Origin of the sequence: Flavisolibacter ginsengisoli DSM 18119 (assembly GCF_900129295.1) — a bacterium.
In the GTDB taxonomy this organism is placed as follows: Bacteria; Bacteroidota; Bacteroidia; order Chitinophagales; family Chitinophagaceae; genus Flavisolibacter; species Flavisolibacter ginsengisoli.
Map to the genome: position 1 here is coordinate 195,053 of NZ_FQUU01000004.1, position 22,859 is coordinate 217,911.

Below are 22,859 nucleotides of genomic sequence, written 5' to 3' on the forward strand. Positions count from 1 at the left end.
GCTTATTTTTGCCCCAATCACATGAGCAAGGCACAAACTAGCGAAACACCTTTGATGCAGCAGCATAAAGCTATAAAGGCAAAATATCCTGATGCTATCCTATTATTTCGTGTTGGAGATTTTTATGAAACTTTCGGTGGAGATGCTATCATTGCTTCCCAGGTTTTGGGAATAACCCTTACCAAAAGAAACAATGGTTCGGCTTCAGAAAATGAATTGGCCGGATTCCCCCACCATGCCCTGGATACCTACCTCCATAAATTGGTAAAAGCCGGTTACCGGGTAGCTATATGTGATCAGTTGGAAGACCCAAAAACTGTAAAAGGAATTGTTAAGCGGGGAGTTACTGAAATGGTTACACCTGGCACAGCTACAAATGATAAGCTTTTAGATTTAAGCTCCAATAATTTCCTGGCAGCGCTTCATGCAAGTGATGAAAAATACGGAATGGCCTTTCTTGATATTTCCACGGGAGAATTTTTTATAGCAGAAGGTGATAAGGAATATGCTGATAAACTTCTAAGTGGCTTTAAACCTGCTGAGGTAATCTTTCAACGCCACCACCAAAAGAAATTTAAGGAAGAATTTGGTTCCCGTTATTATACATATACCCTTGATGAATGGATTTTTCAACAAACCTATGCAGAAGAAAGTCTTTTAAAACATTTTGGAACACATTCACTAAAAGGTTTCGGGGTGGAAGGTTTAAATTTTGGTTTGGTTGCAGCAGGTGCCATCCTGCATTATTTAAAAGAAACAGAACACCCTAATCTTCAACATATAACCTCCATTCAGCGACTGGAGCAGAATGATTATCTGTGGATGGATAAATTTACCATTCGAAACCTGGAATTGTTGTATAGTAATGTGGAGAATGGAAATACCCTCCTTAAAGTAATTGACAATACCTGTACCCCAATGGGTGCACGATTATTGAAACGATGGGTGGTATTTCCTTTAAAGGATATACATAAGATCAATGAACGGCTTGATGTAGTGGAATACCTTATTCTGCATACAGACTTACGAAATAAATTCCTGCATGCCATGCGCCAGTGCGGTGATATGGAAAGATTGGTTTCTAAAATTCCATTAAAAAAAATAAACCCAAGGGAATTATTACAATTAGCAAGGGCGCTGCGTCAGATTGATGTTGTAAAAGAATTGGCCAGTAATACTCCAAATGAATACCTGCAGCGTCTTGCTGATACATTGAACCCCTGCCATTTTATTGCCGATAAAATTGTCAAAGAGATCATCGATAATCCACCTGCCCTGGCTAATAAAGGTGGCTTTATCAATAAGCAAGTTAGCGAGGAATTGGATGACCTGAGAAGTATTGCACATCATGGAAAGGAATACTTACTTCAATTGCAACAAAAAGAAGCTGAGCGCACAGGTATCTCATCTCTTAAAATCAGTTATAATAATGTATTTGGTTATTATCTGGAGGTGACCAATTCACATAAAAGCAAGGTTCCTGTTGAATGGATGCGCAAGCAAACCCTTGCTAATGCCGAAAGATATATAACTCCGGAGCTAAAAGAATATGAAGAAAAGATCACAGGTGCAGAAGACAAGATGCTCCAGTTGGAACTACAATTATTTGATAGCCTGATCAATGAATTGTTTGATTTTCTCTCCTGCATTCAGATCAATGCCCAGATGATCGCCACATTAGATTGCCTAACTTGTTTTGCGCACAATTCCTTGCAATTCAATTATAAAAAACCTCAACTACATACAGGCGACGAGCTACATATAAAAAATGGCCGCCATCCTGTCATCGAAAGAACACTACCTCCTTCAGAATCTTATATTGGAAATGACGTAGGATTTAATAAATCAGATCACCAGATCATTATTCTCACTGGTCCCAACATGAGTGGTAAGTCAGCCCTGCTTAGGCAAACTGGCCTGATCACGCTGATGGCACATATGGGAAGTTTTGTGCCTGCTGATGAAGCTTTCATTTCACTTACCGATAAAATATTTACAAGGGTTGGTGCTTCAGATAATCTCAGTGCCGGCGAATCGACATTTATGGTTGAAATGAATGAAACCGCTTCAATAATCAATAATATCAGTAGCAGTTGCCTGATCCTGCTTGATGAAATAGGCAGAGGAACCTCCACCTATGATGGCATTTCAATAGCCTGGAGTATTGCAGAATACCTGCATAATGCACCCACACAACCCAAGACATTTTTTGCTACTCATTATCATGAGTTGAATGAATTGGAAAATAAACTTCCCAGAGTTAAGAATTACCATGTTACCAATAAAGAAATCGGCAACAAGGTAATTTTCCTTCGCAAATTAGCACCTGGTGGAAGTACACATAGCTTTGGAATCCATGTGGCCAGGATGGCAGGCATGCCACCTGATCTTATAGAAAGAGCAAAGGAAGTTTTGGCACAATTGGAAGCCATGCATGCAGATGAAAGAGTAGAAAACGTCAAATCATTATCAGCCCCCAGGGTACAATTGAGCATTTTTGATGCCCATACCCAAACATTTGAAGATATACGTAAGATGCTGGGGAATATTGATATCAACAGGCTTACGCCAGTAGAAGCCTTATTAAAACTTAGCGAAATCAAAAACCTATTGAAGTAACTGCCTACAATATCTATTACCCATATAAAAATAGAACTTGTTCATTCCTGCAACGTTGAATAGTTACTTAAGGTTGTGGCTTGTCAAACCATACCCTTAATTCATTATTCCAGTCTCCGTTGTAATTAATGAATAGTTCCTCTCCTGGTTCTACTGCTTTCACTGTTTTGACCGTTATGGTTTGTTTTTTAAAATTCATTTCATATTCACAATTTGACTTATAGGAATGATTATATAAGGGAATATACCCCAGGGCCATGCAGCATTCCTGTCTTTTTTCACCCCATTCAAAAATATAATCATGAAGCAAGGTTTGATCAATTAACTCCCTATCCTTAGCACTCATAACAATCACAGGAGAAATTTCAATGATCGTATTGGGTTTTAAAAAACACCGGGTAAAAACTCCCCTGCCCATATCCTTCGATTTATCTACATATATATCCTCGGAAATGAAATTATTACCCACTCGTTTTGAATTTTGCACAAATTAATTTCACTAAATCATATTGAGATATAATCCATCCCTAATTTTGAAAATATGTCAGTGGAACTTTTGAAGGAACAATTGGAACAGGTGATCCATTCTGGTGATCCATTGCAGATTCGTGACTTGCTTGACAGCCAGAATATCAGTGATGTCGCGGATCTTGTTTATGAAATGCCTGATTATGAAAGTCAGATCATTACCGCCATGTCTGTGCATAGGGCTGCCGGGGTATTTAAGATACTTGAATTCCCAACACAGCAAACGATCATTCAAACACTACCTCCAACTAAAACGGCAGAGCTTCTTAATGAACTGCCACCAGATGACAGAACGGATTTTTTGGAAGAACTGCCCAGCAGCGCGGTCAGGGAACTCATCAAATTACTTGACAATGAGGAAAGAAAAATAACATTATCTCTCCTTGGCTATCCTGAAAACAGCGTAGGCAGGCTCATGACGCCAGATTATGTATACGTTTATGAGAATAACACTGTTCAACAGGTATTGGAAACCATTCGAAGAGTGGGGAAAAATAGTGAGACCATTGATGTAATCTATGTTATCAACAATAAGGGTGAACTTTTGGATGATATAAGAATTCGTGAATTCATTTTAGCAACGCCAGATAAAAAAGTGATTGATTTAATGGATAACCGTGTTGTAGCTTTAAATGCTTATGACGACCAGGAGGTAGCCAATGAGGCTTTTAAGATGAATAACCGCGTAGCCCTTCCGGTGGTAAGCAATAGTAATAAATTACTTGGTATTGTAACCATTGATGATATACTTTGGGTAGCAAGTGAGGAGTTTAGTGAAGATATTCAAAAGATCGGTGGTACTGCTGCACTTGATCAGCCTTACCTTGAAATGCCTTTATTTCAACTTTTTAAAAAACGTATTGGATGGCTGGTGGTACTTTTTCTTGGAGAAATGCTTACTGCTACGGCAATGGCCTATTTTGAAGATGAAATTGCCCGCGCAACAGTTTTGGCTTTATTCATACCTCTAATTATCTCTAGTGGGGGCAATAGTGGATCGCAGGCCTCTACCCTAATTATCCAGGCAATGGCTGTTGGGGAAATTAGTCTTCGCGACTGGTGGCGTGTTATGCGAAGGGAGATCCTCTCAGGCCTATTGCTTGGATCTGTACTGGGAATAATAGGCTTTTTCAGGATCTTTGTATGGAACAGCATCAACCCTAATTTATATGGAGTTCATTGGATGCTTGTAGGCATTACAGTAGGTTTTGCTCTTCTCGGAGTTGTTCTTTGGGGTACCCTTTGTGGTAGTATGTTGCCAATGGTATTAAAACGGCTTGGGGCTGACCCGGCGGTGAGTTCTGCACCTTTTGTTGCTACCCTTGTTGATGTTACAGGTTTGATTATTTACTTTTCAGTTGCCTTTTTTACATTAAGTGGCAAATTATTATAATTGCCAATCAGACAGTAATTTTTGGGGTCTCAGTCTTTTTATAGATTTTCGCAACGCTTATTAATAGAAAATTAAATTCAACACTTATGTGTGGTATCGTCGCGTATATTGGACCCAGGGAAGCTTATCCAATAATATTAAAAGGGCTAAAAAGATTAGAATACCGTGGTTATGACAGTGCAGGTGTAGCCTTATTAAACTCGGGATTGAAAGTTTATAAAAAGAAAGGAAGGGTCTCTGAATTGGAAGAAAGTCTGCAAGGCGTTGATCTACATGCCCATATTGGTATAGGTCACACCCGTTGGGCAACACATGGTGAACCCAATGATCGCAATGCTCATCCTCACACCTCCGCCAGTGGAAATCTTGCAATGATTCATAATGGCATCATTGAAAATTATGCACAATTAAAAAAAGAGCTTACTAAAAAGGGTTACACATTTAAAAGTGATACTGATACTGAGGTGCTTTTAAATTTTATAGAAGATATTCAAACAAATAACAATTGTTCTTTAGAGGAAGCTGTCCGAATTGCACTTAAAAGAGTTGTAGGAGCTTATGTTATAGTATTGATTAACAAAAACGATCCTGATACCCTTATAGCTGCGCGTAAAGGAAGCCCCCTGGTAATAGGAATAGGTAAGAACGAACATTTCCTGGCCTCTGATGCATCTCCAATTATTGAATACACAAAGGAGGTTGTGTATGTGAATGATTATGAGATAGCCATAATAAAACAAGATGAATTAATCTTAAAGAATCTTGGTAATGAAAGACAAACGCCTTTTATTACAAAACTAGACATGGAATTAGCCGCAATAGAAAAAGGGGGCTACGACCATTTCATGCTCAAGGAAATTTTTGAGCAACCGCAAACCATTTATGACTGCCTGAGAGGAAGACTGGATGCGCAAGCTGGCACCATTACGATGAGCGGCATTCAAAAATATGCCGAGCAGATAAGTAATGCGAATAGGATCATTATAGTTGCTTGTGGAACAAGCTGGCATGCAGGTCTTGTGGCTGAATATATATTTGAGGAATTGTGCCGCATTAATGTGGAAGTGGAATATGCTTCAGAATTTAGATATCGCAATCCTGTTATAAATAAGGGTGATGTTATAATTGCGATATCACAAAGTGGAGAAACTGCAGATACGCTTGTCGCAATTGAGAATGCAAAAGCAAAAGGAGCACTCATACTGGGAGTAGTCAATGTGGTTGGTTCTTCAATTGCACGTATATCGGATGCAGGAGCATATACACATGCCGGACCGGAAATTGGCGTTGCTTCTACCAAGGCCTTTACTGCACAATTAGCAGTTCTTACAATGATTGCACTAAAAATAGGTTATGAGAAAGGTACCCTTGACCATGACAGGTATATGCAGTTATTGCAGGAGCTGGATGCTATACCTGATAAGGTAACAGAAGTCTTAAGGTCAAAAGATAACATCCAGGCAATTGCTGAGAAATATAAAGATGCAAAGGATGCTTTGTACCTTGGAAGAGGATACAATTTTCCTGTAGCTTTGGAAGGAGCATTAAAATTAAAAGAGATATCTTATATACATGCAGAAGGATACCCGGCTGCTGAGATGAAACATGGCCCTATTGCACTAGTTGACGAAGATTTACCAGTGGTATTTGTAGCTACAAAGGATTCTTATCATGAGAAAGTTGTCAGCAATATGCAGGAAATCAAGGCACGTAAGGGAAAGATTATCGCAGTCATTAATGAAGGTGACGAGCAAAGTTCGGCCCTTGCCCAGGATATCATTACGATTCCTCAGGCAGATGAAATCGTTGCGCCTATGCTTAGTGCCATTCCTATGCAATTATTGGCTTATTACATTGGAATAGCAAAAGGATATGATGTTGATAAGCCTAGAAATCTTGCCAAATCAGTGACAGTAGAATAAATGACTACGTAAACAAAAGCTTAAAGTAGGTAAGATGAACGAGATCATAAAAAGACCTCTCCGATCAATAGGATACAATTTTATTAAGGAGGAATTCCTCTCCGAAGGTAACGATGAATATTACCTGCGAAATAAACAAAATAAAAGCGGTATACATTACCGAAATCTTACTGCTTACGAGATAGAAGTGCTCGTTCGTAATAATAATACTTCAGATGATTGGAATAAATTGCATGTATCAGATGCTTTCACCCCTGAACTGGTCAAAAACTGTAAGTTCTTTGGCCTTGTACGCATAGGTAAGCTGGAGGCAATTTCTTTGGAGTATCATAATGTGTGCATGCCTGTTGGTCTATACAACAGCACTATTATTAGTTGTGATTTTGGAGACAACGTTGTTATAAATAATGTTAACTACATCTCTCATTATATTGTTGGCAACGAGGCGATGATCTCAAATGTCCATGAATTGCATGTTACTGATCATGCCAAATTTGGGAATGGCATATTGAAGGAAGGGGAGCAGGAGAATATTCGGGTATGGGTTGAGGTTTGTAATGAAAATGCAGGCCGCAAGATCCTACCTTTCAATGGTATGCTTCCTGGGGATGCATACCTGTGGTCAAAATATAGAGACGATGACGAGTTAATGGAGAAATTCAAACAACTCACGGAAAAACAATTTGATAAACTTAGAGGGTATTATGGCAAGATTGGTGACAGATGTGTGATCAAGAACACAAGCATTATCAAAGATGTATGGATCGGTAGCGACGCTTATATAAAGGGGGCAAATAAACTGAAAAATCTTACCATTAATTCAAATCCCATGGCCCAATCGCAAATTGGTGAAGGATGTGAACTGGTAAATGGCATCATCGATTACGGTTGTCGTATATTCTATGGAGTAAAAGCTGTCAGGTTTGTAATGGGTTCCAATTCCCAGTTAAAATATGGAGCAAGATTGATCAATTCCTTCCTGGGTAATAACTCAACGATCTCCTGTTGCGAAGTGCTCAATTCATTGATCTTCCCGGCTCATGAACAACATCATAATAATTCTTTTTTATGTGCAGCACTTGTAATGGGCCAGAGCAATATCGCTGCAGGTGCAACCATTGGTTCCAATCACAACAGCCGGGCAGCAGATGGTGAATTTGTTAGTGCAAGGGGATTTTGGCCAGGGCTTTGTGTAAGCCTTAAACACAATTCAAAATTTGCAACATTTACTCTACTGGCCAAGGGAGATTACCCAAACGAATTAAATATTCCTCTACCGTTTAGTCTTGTAAGCAATGATGAAAGCAAAGACAGGTTAATTGTTATGCCTGCCTATTGGTTTATGTATAACTTATATGCTCTTGCCCGTAATGAAACAAAGTACCTTGACAGGGATATAAGACCGGAAAAAATCCAATTCATTGAATATGATTGCCTGGCGCCTGATAGTATTAATGAAATATTTTCAGCAGTAAGCTTATTGAAAAAATTAGTGGCACGGGCATACGACCCATCCTTATCCAGTGATACAGTTTCCGAAACCACTCTTGAACACAAAGGTGAAGCCATCTTAAATGATCAGACCATTGATTTTAGTAAGCTGGAGATAGTAGCCCATGGTTTTGAAAATAATACTCGTCCGGTAATTATAATAAAAGCAAAAGAAGCATATTTTGTATACAAAAGACTGATTGTTTATTATGCGGCAGTTAACCTGCTTAGATATGTTGAAGACAATAAGATCCTGACTTTTGAATCCCTTGTTGATTCATTGCCTGCAGAACCAATACGTTTGAGTTGGGCCAATATAGGTGGACAATTGATGCCAGAACCTTCCGTATCGACCTTGTTAAATAGCATAAAAACCGGAAACATTCAAAGTTGGGAGGAAGTACACGATTTTTACCGTATAAATGGCGCTTTATATAAAGATCAGAAATTACAGCACGCCTATGCTTCACTCATGGAAATGGCAAAACCTCCATCAAAACGATTAACCAAAGATCTTTTTAAGCAAATTCTGGATGAAGCCCTGGCTACTAAAGAATGGATGACTGAAAATATTTATACTTCAAGGGCTAAAGATTACCAGAATTACTTCAAGAAAATGGTTTATGATTCAGAAAAAGAAATGGAAGCCGTAGTTGGCAAACTGGAAGACAATTCCTTTATTAACCAGCAGAATGAAGAATTAGCAACCTTCAGAAAACGGGTACAAAACTTACTATTAAACTTCTCACTATAAAAAAAAGCCCCTTAAAAAGGGGCCTTTCAATATCTATTTTACAGCTTACTTTTTAGTGCTGTCTACAGTAGTAGTAGTTGTTTTCTTTGTAGAATCAACTGTAGTAGTAGCTGTAGAATCAGTTACTGTTGGGGTAACTACAGTAGAATCAGTTGTTGTGGTGGTTGTTGTTGAATCAGCAGTAGTTTTGTTTTCGCTGCTGTTGCTGCAAGCAACTAAACCGCCTGCGATAGCGATGATGGCAAGAAATTTTTTCATTGTACTTTTTAAATATTTAGTTAACTAATGGGCGCAAAGGTAACGGCTCAAACGAATTATCCAAATTTTGAGTGTTATTTTCCCTCTTTTATTTCTTTCTGAAGAAAATACGAACAGGCACTCCAGTGAAATTGAAATTTTCTCTTAATTTATTTTCCAGGTAATTCTTATAGGGCGTCTTTATATCATCGGGAAAATTGGAAAAAAAGGCAAACGAAGGAACCACTGTTGGTAATTGAGTAATGTATTTTATTTTAACAGGGTTGCCACGGACCACGGGAGGATGATACGATTCGATTGCTTTCAGCATGATATCATTTAACTGGGCGGTTGGTATTTTACGTTTCCTGTTCTCATAAACTTCCAGTCCAACTTCAATTCCTTTGAATATCCTCGTCTTTTCTTTTGCTGATATAAAAAGTATAGGCACATCGTTAAATGGAGCCATGCGCTGCTTTAATTCCTTTTCATACTCCTTAGCGGTATTTGTTTCTTTTGCTACAAGGTCCCATTTATTAACAAGTACCACTAGTCCCTTTCCTTTTTTAGCTGCAAGGCTATAAATAGTAAGGTCCTGGGCAGTAATTCCTTTTTCTGCATCCAGTATCAACAAACAAACATCTGCTTCGTCCAAAGCTTTAATAGCACGTATCACCGAATAAAATTCCAGGTCTTCATGAACCTTTGCTTTTCGGCGAATACCCGCTGTATCAATTAAAACAAAATCTTTTTGAAATAATTTATAACGGGTATGAATGGTATCCCTGGTAGTGCCAGCAATATCACTGACAATAGTCCTTTCCTCTCCTATCAATGCATTTAGCAAAGATGATTTTCCTACATTGGGCTGTCCAATGATTGCAAATTTTGGCAAGCCTTGTTCCTCCTCAAATTCAGAGTCCTCTTCAATCAATCCTGTCACTTCATCTAGTAAATCACCTGTTCCACTGCCGCTTATAGCTGAAATGAAAAATACCTTTTCAAATCCAAGGCTATAGAATTCTGAAGCCTCCAGTAAGCGTTCATTGTTATCAACCTTATTCACTACAAGAAAAACCGGTTTGGTAGAACGCCTCAATACATCAGCCATGGCATCATCGAGATCAGTCATCCCTGTAGCAGCATCAACAACAAACAAAATGGCACTAGCCTCATTTACAGCTACCTGCACTTGTTTACGGATCTCAGTTTCAAAAACATCTTCACTGTCAGGAACAAATCCTCCCGTATCGATCACATAAAAATTCTTACCATTCCAATCAGCGATGCCATATTGACGATCTCGTGTAACGCCCGGGGTATCTTCAACTATTGCTTTACGTTGTTCTAAAAGCCGATTAAAAAAAGTACTTTTACCTACATTGGGTCTTCCTACTATTGCTACTGTAAATGCCATGCTTGTAAACCCTAAAGGGTATTTTCTGATTTTAAAAATTTCTTCTAACAATGCCTTTATTTACCAGGCTTGTATCTGTTTATAATTTTACTAATTAACTTACCCGGTCCTCCTGGTCAATAACCATATTCTTTAAGGAATAATTCATTCTCTCTCCATTTTGGCCTCACTTTCACAAACAACTCCAGGAATATCTTTTGATCCACAAATTGTTCAATTTCCTTCCTGGCCTGGAATCCTATTTCACGAATCATTTTACCGCCTTCCCCAATTATGATAGCTTTTTGTGATTCTCTTTGTACGATGATCTCAGCCCTTATTTTGATAAGGGTAGATTTTTGTTTGAATTCATTGACTATAACTGTAGTATGATAAGGTATCTCATCTTCTAAAAGATTGTAAATTTTTTCCCTGATGATTTCCGCAACAAAAAACTTAGTGGGAAGATCAGATATTTCATCCTCATTATAAAAAGCCTCACCTTCAGGCAATAACTGTACTATAAGATCAAGAAGTTCAGGGACCTTACTGGCAGTTAAAGCAGAAATGGCAACTGTCTCCTTGCAATATTTTTTGTCTTTAAAGAAATCAATAGCTTCCTTAATTTTTACAGGATTGGTTTTGTCGGTTTTATTTATAACTACCAGGGCGGTTGCTTTTAAACGTAGAGAAGAAAAAAGGCCATCCACCTCGTTCCAGTCATCATTAATATCTACAAGCAATAAGGCCAGGTCTGCATCTTCAAGGGCACTTTTAACGGCCGTCATCATTTTTTCATGCAACTTATACTTTGGATCAATAATGCCAGGTGTGTCTGAGAAAATAATCTGATAGGAATCAGTTGTTAATATTCCCTTGATACGGTGACGTGTAGTTTGAACCTTGGAAGATACAATGGCAAGCTTCTCTCCCATCAATGCATTGAGCAATGTACTTTTCCCTGCGTTAGGCTTTCCAAATATGTTAACAAACCCTGATTTCACCTTAGTTAAATTATTGACCGGCAAAAATAGACTATTAAAATTGTTTGGTAGTAAAGATGTACGCTTGTATATTTGCAACCCACATCGCGAAGTAGAGCAGCGGTAGCTCGTCGGGCTCATAACCCGAAGGTCGGAGGTTCGATCCCTCCCTTCGCAACAAAATCCCCCTTTTAGGGGGATTTCTATTTAGATACATGTCTGTCTTACCATATTAAGGCACTATAAAACAGGAAATGTTAATTCATTTCATTGCGTATCCATATTGCCTTTCGATCCACCATTTTTCTGTGTTTCACTACCTAATCCCCGTATCTTATCTTCACCGGTATCCTGTGCTCCAGTATATCCACCACTTCCATCTGGGTTTTTGCCTTTTATTTTGTTGTCCCTTTCTACTTCTTCATTAGTAAGTAAACCCCCTTTGTGTTCTTTTTTTGCCATAAAATCTTATTTATGTTAGTCACACAAAAAAATTGCCATATAAATAAAGCCCGGCAAAAGACCGGGCCTGGTGTAATTGTAACTGCTTAGACTATTTTTAAGACTTCCTGGAAATTGAACTGGCGCCACTTGTCTTGATGTCCCTTATCATTGCTGAACCTTTATAGTTCACGCTACTCGCACCGCTTAATTTTGCAGATAATTCTTTATTAACTGATATTTTAATACTGCTGGCCCCACTTGCGTCCACTGTGCAGTTTGTTGTAGTGAAATCATAAGCTTTTACATCACTGGCGCCACTGGCATCAATTTTTACTTCATCGGCTGTTCCATTGATTTCTACATCGGAAGCGCCACTGATATGAATATCCAAAAGGCCATTCACATTCAATTTGCCTTTCAGATCACTGGCCCCTGAAAAATCCAATTTTAAACCTGTTGAAGAAATTGATCCATCAACCTTTATGTTAGAAGCTCCTCCCGCCTTTATTTCGTCCACATTCTTTATAGCTATATAGGCTTTCAGCTTCCTGTTCTTTGGCCACCAGCCTTTCTGGTCAAACCATATTTTAAGTACACCATTTTCAACTGAAGTCTTGATACCCGATAGGTCTTCCTTATTATTGGCACTTACCGCTAATCCTTCCTGGGCATCCTGTGAAAGTATCACTTCAAAAGCATTGGAAATATGAATAGCGTGAAACGAAGTGACAGCCCTGGGTTCTGCATTAGCATCGTTTACCACTTTTTGAGCATTGGCTACAAGGCTGAAAGAAATTATATAAAAAGCAATTAGCAAGGATCTCATAAAATGTTTTTTGTGAAACGAGGGAAGGATTAAAAGGTTACAATGATTCTGAAAAAAAACTTCATTAATTTTGCAACGTTAATTTCAGATTCCCGGGGTGCTAATTCGCTATTATGCAGAAAAGGCTGAGATCATACCCGCAGAACCTGATCAGGGTAATGCCTGCGCAGGGAGGCTTTGTTCGTTCAAAGGTCGGGTTTCAGGGTATACACGAAACCTATAAACTTTGAATAAAGCACGTAACCTTCTCTTTCAACAGCATTTCCCTTTCATTTTAAAAAAATCATGAAAATGAAAAGGATTGTTTTTTCACTTTGTATTCTATCTTCTTTAAACCTGGCAGCCCAACAAAAAGACACTATTGACCTCTTACCTGTGGAGGTAAGAGCGGTAAGAGCGGGCTCCACGGCACCATTTGCCAAAACAAACATTAGCAAGTCAGAGATCCAAAAGCAAAACCTGGGACAGGATCTGCCGTTCTTATTATCTCAGACGCCATCTGTTGTGGTAAATTCCGATGCTGGCAATGGAGTTGGATATACCGGTATCAGGATTCGTGGCACTGATGCCACCCGCATCAATGTTACACTCAATGGTATCCCTTATAATGATGCAGAAAGCCAGGGAACTTTTTTTGTAGATCTACCGGATTTTGCTTCTTCTATTAACAGCATCCAGGTGCAAAGAGGAGTAGGAACCTCAACAAACGGAGCAGGTGCTTTTGGAGCAACCCTCAACCTGGGCACCAACGAGTTAATCAAAAAACAGTATGTAGAACTAAACAACAGTTTTGGCTCTTTCAACACCTGGAAAAATACCATCAAAGCAGGTACTGGTCTGATAGGCAATCATTTCACTGCAGATGTAAGAGTATCAAGGCTGATAAGCGATGGTTATATAGACAGGGCTAGCAGTAATTTAAAATCTTTATATTTTTCAACTGCTTATTTATCAGATAAATCAGATCTACGACTGAATATATTTACTGGTAAAGAAAAAACCTACCAGGCCTGGTATGGCGTTTCCCAAACCGACCTTGCTGCGAACCGTACCATTAATTATGCAGGCATGGAGAAGCCGGGTACACCGTATGAAAATGAAACTGATAATTACCAGCAAACACATTATCAATTATTTTTCACCCATCGCTTTACACCTTTTTTTGATTTTAATACCGCAGTTTTTCTTACTAAGGGCAAAGGCTATTATGAAGAATACAGGGCAGCACAAGCCTATGCTGATTATGGCCTGGCCTCTCCAGCACCAGGAGTTGATACTTCAGACCTTGTTCGCCAGTTATGGCTGGATAATAGCTTCTATGGATCTATTTTTTCTCTGCAGCATCATTCCGATAAATCTTCGCTCCTATTTGGCGGAGCCATAACACGCTACGATGGCAACCATTTTGGCAAGGTAACCTGGGCGGAAAAAGGGTTGAGCAATCCAAAGCATTATTATGACCTGGATGCTAATAAGAATGACCTTACAGTTTATGGAAAATGGCAACAGGATCTGACCAATCACCTCCAGGCCTTTACTGACCTGCAATACCGGAAGGTAGGTTACGACCTCAATGGATTTAAGGATAATCCAGGGCTGGTGATTAATAAGAATTATAATTTTTTTAATCCCAAGCTAGGTCTTAGTTATCACTCAAATGGTTGGTTAGCCTATACCTCATATAGTGTTGCCAATAAAGAACCGAACAGGGATGATTTTGAAGCCAATACTAATGAACAACCAAGGCCGGAAAAACTAAATGATGTGGAAGCTGGCATTGAAAACAAAACCTCCAGAAGCAGCTTCGGTGTTAACTTGTATTATATGAAATATAAGGATCAGCTGATCCTGACAGGAAAGATCAATGATGTGGGAGCCTATACCCGCACCAATATTGATGATAGCTATCGCCTGGGTGTCGAGTTACAGGGTTCTGTTGTTGCAAGCAAATGGTTCAAAGCAGCAGCTAATCTTACACTCAGCCGCAATAAGATCAGAAATTTCAATGAATTCATTGATGACTATGATAATGGCGGGCAAAAGGTTAATTTCTATCCAGAAACTGATATTGCTTTATCACCTTCCGTTATCAGTTCTGCTACACTAACAATAACACCTGTTTATCCCTTGTCTATTGATCTGTTAAGCAAGTATGTGGGTAAACAATACCTTGATAACACAACAAATAAAGACCGAAAATTGAATCCCTATTTTTTGGAGGATGTGAGGGCAGCTTATTCATTTGGTTATAAATGGCTGAAAAATGTAAATCTTATTTTACAGGTTAATAACCTTTTTAATAAAAAATACGAACCTAACGGCTATACTTTCAGTTATTACTACAATAACAACCTTGCTACAGAAAATTATTATTTTCCTATGGCAGGTACCAATTGGATGGCAGGCATCAATATCAAATTATAATCAGTTCAGAGTACAACAAATCCCGCTGGTGGCGGGATTTGTTGTACTTATAAAAGTTAAAAGAGTTTATTGAGCGATTACTTTTCCCCAAATTTTTCTTTCCAGGCGAGCATTCCACCTTCTACATTAAAAGTGTTTTTAAAACCCATTTGGTCCAATATCATACATGCCATCATACTGCGCTTGCCACTTCGACAGTGAACAATGACTTCTTCTTCTTTGAGGTCTTCAATATCTTCTATCTGCATTGTTTGAATTTTTCCAAGGGGCACTAGTTTACCACCAATATTAAATTCTTCATACTCATGAGGTTCACGGCAATCGATAAGGTTAATAGCATCTCCTTTTTCCATTTTTGCCTTTAATTCTTCTACTGTAATATTTTTCATTATTAAGGTTCTTGGTTCATTGGTTGTTGTTTCACCTCCACTGAATCAGTAACAGGCTTTTCCAGGCTTAACCAGATGTCTATCATTTGACCAGGGCGGATGCGTAACCTTGCACCATCTATGGTTCTTGGCATGGGATTCTGCTTATAAACAAAAGCACTGGCAGTATCTTTAACATTAGGATCTACTATAACAAGCCCTGACAAACCCTGGGCATCTAGTAAAGCCCTTGCTTCATCATAACTTCTTCCTACAAGATCCGGAACATTGATATCTTCACTTCCAAGACCACTTCCCAATACTAAAGATATGGTACTTCCCATTTTCAACTTTGTGCCTGCCTTTATAGAATTTCCATTGTAAAGTTGTTCTAATACAGAGTTTTTAGCGAAATCAAACCTGTAGGTAGTATCTCCCAATCGTAATCCCATGTTTTTTAATACCATTTCCGCATTTCTGTAACTAGACCCTAACAAATTGGGCATTTCTACGTCAGGAGGAACAAACCTGTTAATGGTTACATATACTGTGCGGTTAATTTTTACTACTTCATCAGCCTCAGGTACCTGCCTTAATACAAACCCTGGTGGCAAAGAATCGTAATATGCCGAATCCTGAACTACCACATCAAATCCTTTTGTTTCCAGGAACTTTTCTACCTCGCTGATATTTTTACCCACCACCGCTGGAACCGTTCTTGATTCACCATGCCTGGTAATCCAGTTTAGTGATAGTAAAAAGACAAGTATCAGGACAATAATAGCCACTAATGCGATTACCATATGAAACCATAATGGCCTGGAATGTTTGGGCTTGACTGTCTTGGATTGTTGGGTCTTGATCATTCAGGTTTTTCTGTTTGGAGCTGCAATATATAAAAATGATGCTAAGTAGGTTGATAGTATGCGATAGTGCCTTTTAGTGATTCCTTAAAGCTTCATCAAGGAGTTTAGAATAGAAATCTTCCAGGCGTATACCTTTTGCCCTTACCTGTTGCGGTATAACACTGGCATCACTTTGACCGGGAATGGTGTTAATTTCCAGCATATAAGGCTTATTTTCGGTAGCATTATAAATGAAATCTATCCTTACTACACCGCGGCAATTAAATACCTGGTATATTCTCCTTGCCGTAGCTTCTAACTGGTCTTGCCAGTCTGATGTAATTTCAGCAGGGGTAACTTCAGTAGATTTCCCACCATACTTGGCCTCAAAATCAAAAAAATCCTGGCCTATATGTGTGATTACTTCTGTAATAGGCAAAACTGTTATGGAATCCCCGGTTTTATAAACTCCTACTGTAAATTCTCTTCCTTCAATCATTTGCTCCACCAATACCTGGTCATCTTCCTTGAAAGCCTTTGCGAGGGCATCTTGTAGCTGAGCTGGCTCATTTACTTTGCTCATGCCAATACTCGAGCCACCATTATTTGGCTTTACAAATAAGGGAGGTTTGAGGTGTGAAAGAATGTCATCAAGACTATAATTAGTATTTTTAAATAGGTGCGCCGATTTCGCAACGGGCACTCCTGCCATATGTGCTACAGCTACAGAATATCGTTTATTAAAAGTGAGTGCTGAAGTGGCAGCATTGCAGGAAGTATAAGGTAAGCCAAGCATGTCAAAATACCCCTGTAATTTTCCATCCTCTCCCGGAGTGCCGTGCATCCCAATAAAAACTGCGTCAAATTTCACCTTATTTCCATCGAGAGTTATAGTAAAATCATTTTTATCAACATCTGTTTTAATGCCTTTTTCATCCTCATAAAACCAACCTGAGGGGCTGATATCAATTTTATAAACTTGATATTTTTCCTTTTCCAAATGGTTATAAATGGTAGCGGCAGACTTATAGGAAATTACAGCCTCGCCCGAATATCCCCCTGTGACTAATGCAATTTTCTTCATCATTTATATTTGTTGAAATTGGAAAGTAGAAAATAATTAGATAATAATCTGGCTCTCCCTCTTTGTAATGAAAATTTCGCCAAAAAAAGGTCTCAATTAACCCTTGGATAAAAATAATAAAGGTGAAGAAATTATACTCCTTCACCTTTTTACACAGGACATATCACCTGTTTAATTAGCAGCAGAGCTGCACCCTTACGGATAATATTTAAGGTACAACAATTATATGTGAAGCCGCTCTTTTTTACTTAATAATTCTTCAACTGTCTCCCTGTACATTTCATCCGGAACACAACAATCTACCGGGCAAACAGCGGCACACTGCGGCTCCTCGTGGAAGCCCTGGCATTCTGTGCATTTGCTGGGAACGATATAATAAGTATCAACAGCGATTGGTGCATTCCTCTGTTCAACAGAAACAACAGTTCCATCTACCAGTGTATATTCACCTTTGACAGTAGTTCCGTCTGCAATAGCCCATTCCACCCCACCTTCGTAAATTGCATTATTGGGGCACTCTGGTTCACAAGCTCCGCAATTGATACATTCTTCTGTAATCTTTATAGCCATAACCTAGTTTAGTTTGAAGGGAATTAATTTTGCTGACAAATTTAAAGTTCGGAAATGAAATTACAACAAAGAAAAGAGTTACTGGTACAATTAGGAACCTATATGCAGGGAAAAAATCAGGCCTGGATCGAAGTTAAACATCGGGCATACCTGGAAAACAATTGGTTCATCCCCGAATTTATAGAAATTGCTGTAAATAATATTGTTACTTCTTTTTTACAGCCATCCCAGCTGGAAACCCTGGTTAAGACATATTCGATCCCTGAAGAAAATTCCGCCCCACAAATGGTAGGAATTGTAATGGCTGGAAATATTCCATTGGTTGGATTTCATGACCTTCTTTGTGTTTTCCTCACAGGGCATTTTGCTAAAATTAAAGCTTCTTCAAAAGATCAGGTATTAATAACCCACCTGGTGGAGCAAATGATCAGTTGGCAACCCGCTTCCCAAAAATATTTCACTTTTAGTGGCATGTTGAAGGATTGTGATGCTTATATAGCTACGGGTAGCAATAATTCTTCCCGTTATTTCGAGTATTATTTCAATAAGTACCCACACATTATCAGGAAAAACAAATCTTCCGTAGCCATTTTAAATGGAAATGAATCAACAGCAGATCTTGAAGGTTTGGCAGATGATGCTTACCAATTCTTCGGCCTTGGGTGTCGTAATGTCACTAAGATCTTCGTTCCCCGGGAATATGATTTTCAGCCATTACTACTTGCTTTCAAAAAATATGATCACCTGGCAGACTACCATAAATACAGGAACAATTATGACTACAACCTTGCCATATATATGTTGAACAACAGGTATTATATGACAAATGGCAGCATACTTTTGGTGGAAGATGCCTCTATAACTTCCCCGATAAGCCAATTAAACTTTGAATATTACACCAATGAAGCTGAGGTTCGTGCAAGGCTTTTGAACAATGATTCTGTCCAATGTGTTGTTGGTAAAAATAATATTCCATTTGGAAATGCACAGTGTCCTTCAATCACTGATTTTGCTGATGGTATTGACACAATAAATTTTCTTATGCAGCTGTCAGAAAATAACTATAAGCCAACTGTTAACGAAGTACGAAGACCTTAGTAAATTAATTGTTAAACTGCTTTAATGGCTTTAAAATAGCCTGACAGTATTGTTATTTTGTTATCGAAGGCATACAATTTGACGCATTAGATTAATAAATTCAAACTGAATAACTATGAAATTTAAACAAGTTCTTTTAATTGTTGCTATCAGCGCAGGTTCTGCAGTGGGTAGTGTGGCGTTGTATAATAAATATCTCAATACGGAAAATATAACTGTAGGATCGGCTGAGAAAGGACTTCCGGCTAACTATGCTGGTTTTTTTGATGGTAAACCTGGTGCTCCTGCTGAAGGCCTTGATTTTGTAAAGGCAGCCAACTCCGCTGTGCCGGCAGTTGTTCATATTAAAACAAAGATCCCGGCTAAAAAGGTTTCTAATAATCTTCCCCGTAATAGAAATTTTGATGATTTCTTCGATCAGTTCTTTGGTGAAGGCTTTGGTCCAAACATTATACCTGAACAAAGAGCATCAGGAAGTGGAGTGATCATTAGTGAAGATGGCTACATTGTAACTAATAACCACGTGATCTCTGACCAGGGCGGTGGCATTGCTGCCGAGATAAACGTAACACTGTCCAACCGCAAAACTTATAAAGCACGGGTCATAGGTCGTGACCCTAGCAGCGACCTGGCAGTTCTTAAGATTGATGCATCTAAGTTACCTTTTATGGTTTATGGCAATTCAGATAACATACAATTAGGACAGTGGGTGTTAGCAATTGGTTATCCCCTTACATTAGATGCTACAGTTACGGCAGGTATAGTGTCAGCAACCGGCCGTAGTATTGGCATCAACAGCCGTCAAACACAGAAGGGTGACACACCAGTAGAGTCTTTCATACAAACAGATGCTGCTGTTAACCAGGGAAACAGCGGAGGTGCATTGATCAATACAAATGGAGAGCTTATTGGTATCAACTCTGCAATTTTGGCCCCTTCGGGTACTTATGCTGGTTATTCATTTGCCATTCCTGTAAATATTATCAAGAAAATCGTAAATGATATTATTCAGTACGGAGATGTTCAAAGAGGGTACCTGGGAGTAAGCTATTATCCCACTGATGATGTGTCTGATGAGCAGTTGAAATCTCTTGGCATACCTACCAATGTTGAAGGAGTATATGTTTCTTCTGTCAGTTCAGATGGTGGAGCATCAGCTGCCGGCATCCGCAAAGGAGACGTCATTACGAAAGTCAACAACAACCGCGTTGTTTCAGGTTTGCAGATGAGTGCGCAAATTGCAGGTTTTCATCCAGGTGATAAGGTCCCGGTAACGTACATACGTGGCGGCAAAGAATTTACTGTAACAGTGGCTCTTAAGAAAAAGTCAGACGTAGTAAGTGCAAATATCTCAACGCGTTTAAAAGCCGATTTGTCAACCCTGAGTAGTGATAAAGCCTCTAAATATGGTATTGACGGTGGAGTGGTCATTAATAAAATTTATGAAGACAGCCCTTTTGGACGGGCCAGGATTCAGCCCGGGTTTATAATTACAAGCGTTGCTGGCCAGCAGGTAACCAGTTTGGAAGACCTTACTGATTTATTGTCCAATATAGCGGGAACTGTAAAAGTTGAAGGTGTGTACCCAGGCAACGATATGCCATATTCATACCCCGTTAACCTTGACCAATAATTTTACATTATACATCAAAAAGAAGCCCTCCTAAAAAGGAGGGCTTCTTTTTTTACGTTCTCACAGGTTTAGTTTCTTTTATTTCTGACGCCGCAGCTCCTGCCTGAACAACGTTTGAACTAATCAGTATTACTTATATTTAATCCAAAAACTACATGCGCATTATTTTTCTTTGGATTATTATCTTTTCTATTGTCACGGGTTGTAATAATAACAATACAATCACGAAGGCTTCTGCCAATATTGATTCTCCGCAAAATAAAGCTGACGTTTTAAGAGTAAATATGGATACGGCTGTAAACCCTTCGGACGATTTTTTTATGTATGCCAATGGTGGGTGGATAAAATCAAACCCCATTCCTCCTGACCAGGGAAGCTGGAGTATTGGTAACCTGGTAATTGAAGAAAATTTAAAGCGACTGCGTTCTATAAGTGAGAAAGCAGCAGCTACAAAATCCGCTCATGGATCTACAGAACAAAAGATTGGTGACTATTGGTCAACAGCCATGGATAGTGCAAAAATTGAACAATTAGGTCTTCAGCCATTGAAGCCATACTTTGATAAGATCAACGCCATCAATGATATTAAATCACTTGTGGCAACTGTTGCTGATCTTAAAAAAATAGGGTCTTCCACCTTGTTTAATGATTACGTAGCCCAGGATGACAAGAATAGTGAGGTAATGAGTTATAAGTTAGTACAGGGAGGAATAGGACTACCAGAAAGAGAATATTATTTTAAAACAGATTCTGCTACTTCAAACATACGTAGCCAATATGTAAATTATATTACAAGGACCCTTATTATGGCAGGTGAAGACGGTACAAAAGCTACTGCCGATGCAAAGAGCATCCTTTCACTTGAAACTAAATTGGCAAAAGCCTCAAGAAAGATCGAAGACCTTCGTGACCCTTACGCCAATTATAATAAAATGGCCATTGCTGAACTCCCAAAAATGTCTTCTAACATTGACTGGTCATTATTTTTAAACAATACAGGAATCAAAGGCATTGATTCTGTAATAGTAGGACAACCTGAGTTTTTCAAAGCACTGAATAATATTCTGACTGGTACCCCCCTTGATGTTTGGAAGAGCGACCTAAAGTTTAATCTTATTTCTGATTTCTCAGGTGCCTTACCAGAACAATACGGCATTGAATCTTTCAACTTTACCAGGCTTTTTACGGGTGCAAAAGAAAGGAGGCCGCGCTGGAAAAGAGTAATCCAAAGTGAAGAAGCATCTATGGGTGAATTATTGGGCCAGTTATATGTAAAGGAGTTTTTTAGCGAAACTGCTAAAAAGCGATATTCTGATATGGTAGAATCCATCCGCGATGCTTTAAAGGACCGTATTGGTAAATTAACCTGGATGACAGACAGTACAAAACAAAAAGCCTATGTTAAGCTTGCCGCCATGAAAAAGAAAGTCGGTTATCCGGATAAATGGAAAGATTTTTCTTCTATGGACATTGGCCATGAAAGTTATTTACAAAACCTCGTAAACGCCCATATATGGTGGCATAACTACAATATGAATAAACTGGGGAAACCTGTAGACAGGGATGAATGGGATATGACGCCGCAAACATATAATGCTTATTATAATCCATCCAATAATGAAATAGTTCTTCCAGCCGGCATATTCACTGTTCCCAATTACAGGGATGAGCAACTTGATGACGCTACAGTTTATGGCTATGCTGGCGCCAGCACCATAGGACACGAGATCACCCATGGATTTGATGATGAAGGCCGCCAGTTTGATGAAAAAGGAAACCTGAAAAGCTGGTGGACAAAAAAAGATGAAGAAGAATTTAAAAAACGGGCAGATGTCATGGTACGACAGTTCAATGAATATGAACCCGTCAAAGGTTATCATATCAATGGTAAAGCCACCCTGGGAGAGAACATTGCTGACCTGGGAGGAATATTATTAGGCATTGAGGCCTTCAAAAAGACAGAACAATATAAGAAGGGTGAAAAGATCCAGGGATTGGACCCTATGCAGCGCTACTTCCTCGGCTATGCACTTGGATGGCTGGGACAGATTCGTGAGGAACAATTAAGAAACCGTTTACTTACTGATGTCCATTCACCTGCTAAATACCGGGTAAATGGGCCTTTTGTTGATGTGGATGAGTTTTATACCACTTTTCCTATTCAACCAAATACTCCAATGTACAGGCCCGATAGCCTGCGGGTAAGAATCTGGTAAGATCAATTAACTCTAAAATAGCTTCCTG

Annotated in this window: 18 protein-coding genes, 1 tRNA gene and 1 riboswitch; of the genes, 9 read left to right on the plus strand and 10 right to left on the minus strand. The window is 39.0% G+C overall.

Features of this window, described 5'->3' with window-relative positions; all coding sequences use genetic code 11:
* Positions 1–21 precede the first annotated feature (21 nt).
* The gene (mutS, locus tag BUA53_RS06405) at positions 22–2,619 is read left to right on the plus strand and encodes a DNA mismatch repair protein MutS (RefSeq protein ID WP_072834528.1); all 2,598 of its coding nucleotides are present in this window, start codon (positions 22–24) and stop codon (positions 2,617–2,619) included.
* 67 nt (positions 2,620–2,686) lie between these two features.
* On the opposite strand, the gene BUA53_RS06410 is transcribed toward mutS, so the two are convergent.
* Positions 2,687–3,106 carry an SET domain-containing protein gene (locus BUA53_RS06410; protein ID WP_245793028.1) on the minus strand — a complete coding sequence of 140 codons (420 nt, stop codon included), beginning with the start codon at positions 3,104–3,106 and terminating at the stop codon, positions 2,687–2,689.
* Between the two features lie 54 nt (positions 3,107–3,160).
* On the opposite strand from BUA53_RS06410, the gene mgtE reads away from it, so the two are divergent.
* The 3 genes from mgtE to BUA53_RS06425 all read left to right on the plus strand — a co-directional run bounded on the left by mgtE (position 3,161) and on the right by BUA53_RS06425 (position 8,707).
* Positions 3,161–4,540, plus strand: coding sequence for a magnesium transporter (gene mgtE / locus BUA53_RS06415; RefSeq protein WP_072834529.1), 1,380 nt, complete (start codon positions 3,161–3,163; stop codon positions 4,538–4,540).
* A gap of 86 nt (positions 4,541–4,626) precedes the next feature.
* Positions 4,627–6,462, plus strand: coding sequence for a glutamine--fructose-6-phosphate transaminase (isomerizing) (gene glmS, locus BUA53_RS06420; RefSeq protein WP_072834530.1), 1,836 nt, complete (start codon positions 4,627–4,629; stop codon positions 6,460–6,462).
* A 34-nt stretch (positions 6,463–6,496) separates the two neighbouring features.
* Complete coding sequence (locus BUA53_RS06425; RefSeq protein WP_072834531.1) at positions 6,497–8,707, plus strand: DUF4954 family protein; 2,211 nt, start codon at positions 6,497–6,499, stop codon at positions 8,705–8,707.
* Positions 8,708–8,752: 45 nt separating this feature from the next.
* Here BUA53_RS06425 and BUA53_RS06430 read toward each other — a convergent pair whose 3' ends face one another.
* The 3 genes from BUA53_RS06430 to era all read right to left on the minus strand — a co-directional run bounded on the left by BUA53_RS06430 (position 8,753) and on the right by era (position 11,344).
* On the minus strand, positions 8,753–8,965 hold the full coding sequence (locus BUA53_RS06430) for a hypothetical protein (RefSeq protein WP_072834532.1): 213 nt from the start codon (positions 8,963–8,965) through the stop codon (positions 8,753–8,755).
* A gap of 88 nt (positions 8,966–9,053) precedes the next feature.
* Complete coding sequence (gene der / locus BUA53_RS06435; protein ID WP_072834686.1) at positions 9,054–10,361, minus strand: ribosome biogenesis GTPase Der; 1,308 nt, start codon at positions 10,359–10,361, stop codon at positions 9,054–9,056.
* A 116-nt stretch (positions 10,362–10,477) separates the two neighbouring features.
* Entirely contained in the window at positions 10,478–11,344 is an 867-nt protein-coding gene (era, locus tag BUA53_RS06440) for a GTPase Era (RefSeq protein WP_072834687.1), read from the minus strand.
* Between the two features lie 85 nt (positions 11,345–11,429).
* Here era and BUA53_RS06445 point away from each other — a divergent pair.
* Positions 11,430–11,501 (plus strand) — tRNA-Met (locus BUA53_RS06445).
* 89 nt (positions 11,502–11,590) lie between these two features.
* Here BUA53_RS06445 and BUA53_RS06450 read toward each other — a convergent pair.
* The gene (locus BUA53_RS06450) at positions 11,591–11,785 is read right to left on the minus strand and encodes a hypothetical protein (RefSeq protein WP_072834533.1); all 195 of its coding nucleotides are present in this window, start codon (positions 11,783–11,785) and stop codon (positions 11,591–11,593) included.
* 97 nt (positions 11,786–11,882) lie between these two features.
* The gene (locus BUA53_RS06455; RefSeq protein WP_072834534.1) at positions 11,883–12,593 is read right to left on the minus strand and encodes a head GIN domain-containing protein; all 711 of its coding nucleotides are present in this window, start codon (positions 12,591–12,593) and stop codon (positions 11,883–11,885) included.
* Between the two features lie 83 nt (positions 12,594–12,676).
* Positions 12,677–12,783, plus strand: a riboswitch (TPP riboswitch).
* A gap of 101 nt (positions 12,784–12,884) precedes the next feature.
* Between BUA53_RS06455 and BUA53_RS06460 the strand changes: the two genes are divergently transcribed.
* Entirely contained in the window at positions 12,885–15,017 is a 2,133-nt protein-coding gene (locus BUA53_RS06460; RefSeq protein ID WP_072834535.1) for a TonB-dependent receptor, read from the plus strand.
* Between the two features lie 77 nt (positions 15,018–15,094).
* Here BUA53_RS06460 and BUA53_RS06465 read toward each other — a convergent pair whose 3' ends face one another.
* The 4 genes from BUA53_RS06465 to BUA53_RS06480 all read right to left on the minus strand — a co-directional run bounded on the left by BUA53_RS06465 (position 15,095) and on the right by BUA53_RS06480 (position 17,884).
* A complete protein-coding gene (locus BUA53_RS06465; protein WP_072834536.1) occupies positions 15,095–15,406 on the minus strand; it encodes a rhodanese-like domain-containing protein in 312 nt (103 codons plus the stop codon).
* Positions 15,407–15,408: 2 nt separating this feature from the next.
* Complete coding sequence (locus tag BUA53_RS06470) at positions 15,409–16,251, minus strand: PASTA domain-containing protein (RefSeq protein ID WP_072834537.1); 843 nt, start codon at positions 16,249–16,251, stop codon at positions 15,409–15,411.
* 73 nt (positions 16,252–16,324) lie between these two features.
* Positions 16,325–17,317, minus strand: coding sequence for a D-alanine--D-alanine ligase (locus tag BUA53_RS06475; protein ID WP_072834538.1), 993 nt, complete (start codon positions 17,315–17,317; stop codon positions 16,325–16,327).
* A 219-nt stretch (positions 17,318–17,536) separates the two neighbouring features.
* Positions 17,537–17,884, minus strand: a complete 348-nt coding sequence (locus BUA53_RS06480; protein WP_072834539.1) for a 4Fe-4S dicluster domain-containing protein — start codon at positions 17,882–17,884, stop codon at positions 17,537–17,539.
* A gap of 54 nt (positions 17,885–17,938) precedes the next feature.
* Between BUA53_RS06480 and BUA53_RS06485 the strand changes: the two genes are divergently transcribed.
* From BUA53_RS06485 to BUA53_RS06495, 3 genes are all read left to right on the plus strand, one after another.
* Entirely contained in the window at positions 17,939–18,982 is a 1,044-nt protein-coding gene (locus tag BUA53_RS06485) for an acyl-CoA reductase (RefSeq protein WP_072834540.1), read from the plus strand.
* 115 nt (positions 18,983–19,097) lie between these two features.
* Positions 19,098–20,615 (plus strand): trypsin-like peptidase domain-containing protein, encoded by a 1,518-nt coding sequence (locus tag BUA53_RS06490; protein WP_072834541.1) that lies wholly within the window; start codon positions 19,098–19,100, stop codon positions 20,613–20,615.
* A 155-nt stretch (positions 20,616–20,770) separates the two neighbouring features.
* Positions 20,771–22,831 carry a M13 family metallopeptidase gene (locus BUA53_RS06495; protein ID WP_072834542.1) on the plus strand — a complete coding sequence of 687 codons (2,061 nt, stop codon included), beginning with the start codon at positions 20,771–20,773 and terminating at the stop codon, positions 22,829–22,831.
* Positions 22,832–22,859 lie beyond the last annotated feature (28 nt).